At 49.2% G+C, this 8,064-nt stretch carries 8 protein-coding genes; 5 read left to right on the forward strand and 3 right to left on the reverse strand.

Annotation, left to right across the window (positions count from 1 at the left end; all coding sequences use genetic code 11):
* Positions 1 to 123: 123 nt before the first annotated feature.
* Positions 124 to 1,974, reverse strand: a complete 1,851-nt coding sequence (locus tag BC792_RS05055; protein WP_211357475.1) for a TonB-dependent receptor plug domain-containing protein — start codon at positions 1,972 to 1,974, stop codon at positions 124 to 126.
* 64 nt (positions 1,975 to 2,038) lie between these two features.
* On the opposite strand from BC792_RS05055, the gene BC792_RS05060 reads away from it, so the two are divergent.
* Positions 2,039 to 2,242, forward strand: a complete 204-nt coding sequence (locus BC792_RS05060; RefSeq protein WP_148907897.1) for a hypothetical protein — start codon at positions 2,039 to 2,041, stop codon at positions 2,240 to 2,242.
* On the opposite strand, the gene BC792_RS05065 is transcribed toward BC792_RS05060, so the two are convergent.
* Positions 2,208 to 3,149: a zinc dependent phospholipase C family protein gene (locus tag BC792_RS05065; RefSeq protein ID WP_148907898.1), complete on the reverse strand. Its 942-nt coding sequence runs from the start codon at positions 3,147 to 3,149 to the stop codon at positions 2,208 to 2,210. The genes BC792_RS05060 and BC792_RS05065 overlap by 35 nt on opposite strands.
* A 110-nt stretch (positions 3,150 to 3,259) precedes the next feature.
* On the opposite strand from BC792_RS05065, the gene BC792_RS05070 reads away from it, so the two are divergent.
* The 4 genes from BC792_RS05070 (at position 3,260) to BC792_RS05085 (ending at position 6,660) form a co-directional block, all read left to right on the forward strand.
* Positions 3,260 to 4,246, forward strand: coding sequence for a glycosyltransferase family protein (locus BC792_RS05070; protein ID WP_148907899.1), 987 nt, complete (start codon positions 3,260 to 3,262; stop codon positions 4,244 to 4,246).
* A gap of 2 nt (positions 4,247 to 4,248) precedes the next feature.
* Positions 4,249 to 4,929, forward strand: coding sequence for a BamJ family beta-barrel-assembly machinery protein (bamJ, locus tag BC792_RS05075; RefSeq protein WP_170249959.1), 681 nt, complete (start codon positions 4,249 to 4,251; stop codon positions 4,927 to 4,929).
* A complete protein-coding gene (locus BC792_RS05080; protein ID WP_148907901.1) occupies positions 4,916 to 5,821 on the forward strand; it encodes an aldo/keto reductase in 906 nt (301 codons plus the stop codon). The genes bamJ and BC792_RS05080 overlap by 14 nt, the downstream gene beginning before the upstream one ends.
* Positions 5,822 to 5,946: 125 nt before the next feature.
* Complete coding sequence (locus BC792_RS05085; protein WP_148907902.1) at positions 5,947 to 6,660, forward strand: pirin family protein; 714 nt, start codon at positions 5,947 to 5,949, stop codon at positions 6,658 to 6,660.
* Positions 6,661 to 6,864: 204 nt separating this feature from the next.
* Here the strand turns inward: BC792_RS05085 and BC792_RS05090 are convergent, their stop codons facing one another.
* Positions 6,865 to 7,389, reverse strand: a complete 525-nt coding sequence (locus BC792_RS05090; RefSeq protein WP_170249960.1) for a YceI family protein — start codon at positions 7,387 to 7,389, stop codon at positions 6,865 to 6,867.
* Between the last annotated feature and the right edge of the window lie 675 nt (positions 7,390 to 8,064).

Consider the following 8,064-nt stretch of genomic DNA (forward strand, 5'->3'; position numbering starts at 1 on the left):
AAATAAGCAGGGAACAGCGAGATAAGACATGGTTATTAGGTAAATTGGGAAAAAAAATAGGTGAACGCCCGCATCTTGCCGGTGAAACCGGCAAAATGCGGGCGTGCTGAACGGATGACACTTTTAGTTTTTAGACCATTCATACCGCACGCCCAGCGTATACCATCTCCCCGGCATCGGAATTGCTGCGGTTTCTATATATGTTACGTCGAAAATATTTTGTGCGTCAGCATAGATCGAGAAATTGGGTAGCGTGTATCCGATCCGTACATCAGACAGGAAATAAGACTTGTTGCTGATACGCTGATTGAAGCGGTTCGCAACAGACACGTTCCATTGTGGCCGCTGCATTGTCAGCAGGAGCTTGGCCTGATGTTTCAGGGTTTCGACGTTATACTTGGAAGTGAAGCCGCTAGGCTGTAGGATGGTCGGGTCGAGAAAGTTGTACCCCATATTAATCTGATAGACAGCGTGGTGTCCTTGAATGCTGTAGAGAACATTGGCGTTGAAGCCATTTACCCGGTTTTTTCCCATGTTAAAAGGCTGATAGGGGACATCGGCTGATGCTCTGATCCAATCAATGAAGTTTTTGATATCGCGGTAGAAAAATCCGGCATGTCCGATCAGATGGCGGTCTGTAAATTTTATCGCCCCTTCGATCTGCCAGGCGTCTTCTGAAAAGAGGGCCGGGTTGCCGATGTTTCCCTGTTGATTCAGATACAAGTCGGTGAAGGTCGGGATCCGTTGGCTGGACCCGGCGTTGAGCACCAATTTCCACTTTTGTGTCAGCGCATAGCCAAGATCGAAGCCTGGATAAATCTGCCATCCGTATTGTGTGTTGTAGTTGAGATAAGCGCCAACATTTACCGACAGCTTTTCAATCTGTTCGGTACGGAACTCCGTATAGATACCGTGGTTGCTACGGTCGTGGTTTCCCATATTGGAGCTGTTGATCCGGTCAAAGCGGGATTCCAGACCAAAACCGAAATCGCCGAACGAGGTCTCGTAGCGACTGTTCAGCTCGGCGGAGAACGCGTTGTTGTAATGCAGTGAGCGTGCCCGGGACAGGTCGTCACGAAAATAGCGGTAGTCGTCTTCGGTGTAGCGGTTGCTGATACGCGGACTTAAGAAGAAGCGGTCTGTCAGGCGGTGTTTCGACGCCACCGAAGCAAATACGGTCTCGACAATTTCATGCGCCTCCCTGTCGCCCGGCGCGGCATAAAAGCCGTTAGCGCCAAAACTGTTATATATATAGCTGCCCAGCCACTCCATCGTATGGCCGTTGTCGATGGCTAAGCCACCCTGATAAAAGACCCTATCGGCGTTTGACGCGGTGTTATACCGCTGGCCATTCGATCTGTCTTTGTTATAAAACAGCTGGTGCTGATGTTTTTCGCTGTACCAGCTTGCTCCTACCTGTGTGCCGGCATGATAGTAGATGCCATCTTTTTCTTCTTCGGCTCTGTTTTTTAGCGAGCTTCCTGTATATACGTTTGCCTGAACGGCGGAGTGCCGGATAGCCTTCGTGATGATATTGATCGCTCCTGTCAGTGCGTTGGCGCCATATATACGTGCGGCAGGTCCGCGGAGTACCTCTATACGGTCGATGGCGTCGAGAGGAATCGGTAAGTTCAAGGTGTGGTGGCCCGTCTGCGGGTCCGAAACTTTGGCTCCGTTCACTAACACGAGGGTCTGATCAAAGCTGCCGCCGTCGATGCTTACGTCTGCCTGCGTACCAAATGGGCCGCGTTGGCGTAGATCTACGCCATTGAGATAGCTTAGCGCCTCGTTAAGGTTCCGTACCGGAAGCTGCCTCACCTGCTCTCCGGTGAGTATCTCCACATTCCGGTTGTCCTTATTAAAAGGTATGTGAAGCCGGTTTTGGTTAATGATCACCTCGCGGATATTTGTTGTGTCCTGCCCCCAAGTAGCCAGAGGGAAGAGTATGAGTAATGTTGCTGTTCTTTTTAACATAGTCTTCATTTTGGCACAAATGTAGTTTTTGGCCGGCAGGTTCAAATGTGCCAGTTTTTATATTATGCCTAGTCCGGTTGAAGTCCCGTTTCGAAACGCGCACCTGATCGGGGCGGAACGGCAGCAGATGGTGCCGGCCGCCCCTCATGAGAGCAAGGGGCGACGTCCGCCGGATCTATACAGTGGCGGATTGGCCAATCCGCCTGTCGCGGCCGCTGCCCTGCGGGGGCCGGTCAATGCCATTCTTCCCGACCGAGGATTGTCTTGAGCAGCAGCGTGGTGTCTGCCGCCGGCCCCGGCAGCTCCGCTTTCAGGTTTAGGACCGGCTGGCCGGCGTCGATCCAAGCAGAGGTCCAATAAGAACCGATATGAAAGATGGCTTGGCGCATACGCCGCTCCACCATTCCCTGTAGCCGTCGGTGATATTCTTTTGCATAGGCGTCCGAGTAGGAGGCAATAAGCACATTATTGCGCGTCATGTACGTGCGTTGCAGATGTTTTGGAAATTGTCGGGAGAGCGCTTTCTCCACTTTTAAGACCGAATCGACCAGCTCGTGGCTCTCACGGATAATGTCCCATGCTAGCTGCAGGGGGTCGGAAATATATTGGGCCTTTCCGACAAACAGGTTGTAATCTTCGGCAAACATCTCGGGGAGGCGGCTCTCCCAGAACGCATGTATTCCCAGCTGCCCCGTGAGCTGTCCGTTATAGTTGCTTGTCGTATGCAGAGGAACGTGGGCATCCGCCACGTAGTGTCCCAGGTCTGCCGAATGCCGCACGATGGCTTCGACGTCCTTGCGCCTAAAGGCTGTCGTCAGCTTTTGATAAGTAAAATGTATCTGCCACGGCACAATTCCGTGGGCGAGGAGGCGCCGCTCGCTATACTTTTCCTTCGCCTTGCTCCAATGTATGGGAACCGAGTCAGGCGTTTCTTCTTCATAGTCGTCGAGGTCGATAAAGTGACGGGGCGATTCCAGGGTGTCTACATAACAGCGTTTGTCGGCATCGACTGCCTTCTCGGTTATATAATCAATGTGCTGTTTGTAAAACGCGGCCAGTTCGGCAGGAAGCGTAAAGACTGCTGCGTTATTGATACGCTTGTGTGCATAAAATCCCCAGGAGCAAAGCAAGATAAGCGCCAGTATTCCCAGGACGGTGGTTTGTCTGTATTGCATGGCGAGTTTATATTGGTTTCACTAAAATCAGAAATTTCTTCGAAACTTGGATGCCGATGTCGCAATTCACAGGAAATTTAGTACTTTGGACATACTAATTGCAGCAGTAGATGAAAATATTATATGCCGTTCAGGGAACAGGAAACGGGCACCTGTCCCGCGCTTTAGATATTGTTCCTGTATTACAGGGGCTGGGTGAAGTTGATATATTAGTCAGCGGTATTCAAGCAGACATTGTTCTTCCGTTTCCGGTAAAATATCGGTTGCACGGGCTGAGTTTCATCTTTGGAAAATCAGGCGGGGTTGATCTCTGGCGTACGTTTATGAGCTCTACCGTACGGAAATTTATACAGGAGATTAAAGATCTCCCCGTGGAAAACTATGATCTCGTCATCAACGACTTCGAGCCTATATCGGCGTGGGCGTGCCAAACGCGGGATATCCCCTGCATTGGCTTAAGCCATCAGATAGGAGCCCTGGACCCGGCGAGCCCTAAACCCGATGAGACGGACATGTTGGGCAAATTCATCATGAAGAACTACGCGCCGTCCAGCATTTCCTACGGCTTCCATTTCAAATCGTACAACAAGCATATCTTTACGCCCGTCATCCGGCAGTCTATACGGGCGCTCGAGCCCAACGATAAGGGACACTACACCGTTTACCTTCCTTCGTATGACGATGCGCATCTGCTGAAGAATCTGTCTAAGTTCAGTGATATTCAATGGGACGTGTACTCCAAGCATAACAAAAAGAAGTTTACCGTAAAGAACGTGACCATTAACCCGATTCAGAGCGACACTTTCGTACAGAGCATGGCAAACGCGTCGGGTGTCTTGTGTGGCGCAGGTTTTGAAACGCCTGCCGAAGCGTTGTTCTTAGGCAAAAAGCTGCTGGTTATACCGATGAAGAACCAATATGAGCAGCATCTGAACGCCGCAGCTTTAGAACAGATGGGCGTACCGGTTATCAACAGCTTGAAGAAAAAATACGATTTTGCCATTGAAGCATGGCTAAACAGCAAGAACAGGGTGCCGGTAGACTATCCGGATATAACAAAAGAAATTATTACGAACATTGTAGAAAAACATAAATGAAAATGACGAAGTTAGGATATTGTATAATAGCACTGGTTGCTGCACAAACATATGGGGCGAAGGCACAGGTTTTAAAATCAAACACTGATTCTGTTTCCTATTCCCTGGGTATGGATGTCGCATCATCGCTCAGTAGCACCGGTGTTGCTATCAATATGGATAGTTTTTTGAAGGGGATGACCGATGGTACAGCGGGTAACACGCGTCTGATCGCGCAGGAAGAAGGTATACGGCTGATCAAAAATGCCTTTTCGCAGGCCGCCGAACGGAAGGTGGCGGCTTTAAAGCAGGAGGAAACGACGTTTTTCGAAACCATAAAAAATAAAGATGGTGTCCGCCACCTGCAGGATGGTTTGTACTACGAAGTGCTGCAGGAGGGGACCGGTGCAAAGCCGGCCGACACGTCGGAGGTCACCGTACATTATAAAGGATCGCTGGCCAACGGAAAGGTGTTCGACAGCTCCTACGACCGGGGCCAGCCGCTGGAACTTGATTTGGACAACGTTATCCGGGGATGGCAGCTCGGCATCCCACAGATGTCGGTAGGTTCGAAATATAGGTTTTATATACCTTCCTCTCTTGGCTATGGAGAACGTGGGGCGGGCGGGGAAATCCCCCCATATAGTGCCCTTATTTTTGAGATCGAATTGATTGGGATAAAGGAGGGGGATGCAACGAATTAAAATCGGTAAATCTGCGTTGGAAGTCGCGCCCATCGGACTTGGTACGATGTCGTTGAAAGGAGGAGCGACCAAGCTGAACGTTGATATTCTGCAGCAGGCCTATGAATCGGGAATCAATTATTTCGATACGGCCGATCTATACGAACGGGGAATGAACGAGGACCTGCTAGGGCAGGCGCTGTCCGCCGTCCGGGACAGCGTGATCCTTGCAACCAAGGTAGGCAATCAATGGCGTTCCGATGGAAGTACCTGGGACTGGAAAGCTTCTAAGCCTTATATCATCAAGACCGTAGAAGCATCGCTTTCTCGCTTAAATACGAGCTATATCGATCTATACCAACTTCACGGCGGAACGATCGACGATCCGATCGACGAAATTATAGAAGCATTTGAGCAGCTCGTGAAAGAAGGAAAAATCCGCTACTATGGAATTTCCTCGATACGTCCCAATGTGATACGTGCTTATGCCGAGCGGTCAAATATTGTGAGCGTGATGATGCAGTACAGCCTGCTGGACAGAAGGCCGGAAATGGTGTTCCCGCTGTTGGCAGACAAAGGGATCTCCGTGATCAGCAGGGGCGCGATGACGCAGGGAATATTGGTGGATAAGCCGGTAGACAAGTATTTACAACTTACGTCCGGAGAAGTAGGTCACGCCAACCGGAATGTAGAAAAGTTGGCTGAACGGCTGGGAATCAGCAAGGCGCATGTGTTGCTGGCCTATGTGCTGGGCAGGTCCGAAGTGGCTGTCGCGGCAGTAGGTGTGCGGACCTTGGCTCAACTTCGCGACTTACAGCGGATCGCCGGAATGTTGCATGATATGACTCACGACGAACGGGAAGTACTGGAAAAGGGTATACGGAAACTGGAATATGTAGATCATCTCCTCTAGCTTTTCGGCGCAAGTTGGACGGTTTGAGCCAGCCATAAGGAGGCGGCTATTTCTTATCCTAGATCAATGCGTGGAGAACAAAGTTGTCGCAGTTTTGTATAAACAAATAAGAAAGGAAATGAATTATGGCGAATTACATTTTTCACGCGGCAGGTTCAAGAGGGGATGCGAACCACGGTTGGCTCCACTCCAAACATACATTTAGCTTTGCGAACTATTTTGATCCCGAACGTATGCATTTCGGTGCACTGCGGGTACTGAACGACGACCGCGTTGCAGGAGGAATGGGCTTTGGTGCGCATCTGCACGACAATATGGAGATCATCTCGATCCCGCTTGAGGGCGATCTGGAGCACAAAGACAGCATGGGTACAACGGCCGTGATCAGGCATGGCGACATCCAGGTGATGAGCGCCGGAACCGGAGTAACGCACAGCGAGTACAACAAGAATGCGGATCAGGAGGTCAAATTTCTGCAGATATGGGTCATTCCGAACAAACGGAACGTCGAACCCCGATACGACCAGATATCGCTGAATCCGGCCGATAGAATAAACAAAATCCAGGAGATTCTTGCGCCCGAACCGCAGGAGGGAAAGATCTGGATTTACCAGGATGCTTGGTTTAGTTTAGGTAAGTTCGACGAAGGTGTTGAGGAAACGTACGCCTTCAGGGGTAAGGGAACAGGCTTATACGTTTTTAACTTGCATGGAAAGATAACTGTCGATGGTCGCGAGCTGTACGATAGAGACGGCCTCGGTGTGACGGACGCCAACGCGGTACATATCAAAGCAGAGCGGGATGCAGAATTCCTGTTGATGGAAGTGGCAATGCTATAAACTTTTGACCCGCGGCGGGGATAGAAGGGTGTTTCCTATGTTTGCAGCAAGCAGATGTAGGAAACACTTTTTTGTGGTGTATCCCGGCTTGCCCGGGGTAATAAACACGTCGGGCGTGGACGGCCACTGCTCATGGGTTGACCAAATAGAAAAGCCGTCGCATGTAGATATGCAACGGCTTTTCAGCTGAAATTGGAAAAATATTTAAGAGAGTACGAACTGTACTTCCGCGTGAAATTTAACTTCTTCGCTAACCATCACACCTCCGGTTTCTAAGGCTGCGTTCCAAGTCAGTCCGAAATCCTGACGGTTGATTTTTCCGTGGACGGTATAGCCGGCTTTCTGATTTCCCCAAGGATCTTTTGCGATACCTCCGAACTCTGCCGTAAAAGTAGCCGGCTTGGTCACCCCTTTGACAGTTAGGTCGCCGGACAATTTGTATTCGTCGTTGTCTACCTTTTTAATTTCCGTAGACGTGAAGGTGATGAGCGGATAGGCGGCAGCATTGAAAAATTCCTCGCTGCGCAAATGCTGGTCGCGGGGCTCGTTTTTTGTCGTAACAGAATCTGTTCTGATTTCTACGCTTACTGTCGTTTCGGATAAATCAGCGGAATCTCCGTCTATGGTGACGTCGAAGTCCTGAAATTGTCCTTTCACGTTAGAGATCATCATATGTTTTACCTTAAACTCAAGTTCGCTATGCGCCTTGTCTAAACTCCATTTTGCCATAATTTTATTTAATCTTTTTGTTGTTTTAATAATAACAAATTTCGCTTAAAATCAGCTAGCCGATATTGATGTATGTTAAGAAATTAAATTGGAAAACCCTGTTTTTTACGTTAAGATGTTTTTGTCTCCCATATAACAGCCACCTGCGTCTGACCCTTCGACTACGCTCAGGGTGACAACTCGACTACGCTCACTCTTTTGTCATGGTGAGCGTAGTCGAACCACGACAAAAAGTTACTCTCTGTATACCCTCTACTTTTACTTCTTCCCATTCACTCCCTTCTTCAAGGCCATAATGTCCGCCAACAAATCCTTCGCATCGCCATCAGTAGGAAGTTGCGGAACGGGTTCGCCTTTGAATGCTTTGTGCAAAATAGCTTTTGGTAAATTGTTTATTTTTGCTTTTAGTGCCCCGGCTTGTCCCTGAACCTCCTTCGGATCGAACCCCGCCGAGCCCTTCGGTTCGAATCCTGACCGCTGTAAATCAAAAAATCCCTCATCTTTCGAGAGGGCACTGAAAAAGCCTCAATTTTTTAATGAGATTTAAAGAAATGACTGAGTATAGGTGTTCCCTTACTCGGTCATTTTTGTTTAAAGGGTTTCTGGAAGTTTGTTTTTTAATTGTTTTACTGAGGGTTTATTCGGGTAGGACTCTATATATGAGTTTTGAGCGTC

Origin of the sequence: Sphingobacterium allocomposti, from assembly GCF_008124885.1 — a bacterium.
In the GTDB taxonomy this organism is placed as follows: domain Bacteria; phylum Bacteroidota; class Bacteroidia; order Sphingobacteriales; family Sphingobacteriaceae; genus Sphingobacterium; species Sphingobacterium allocomposti.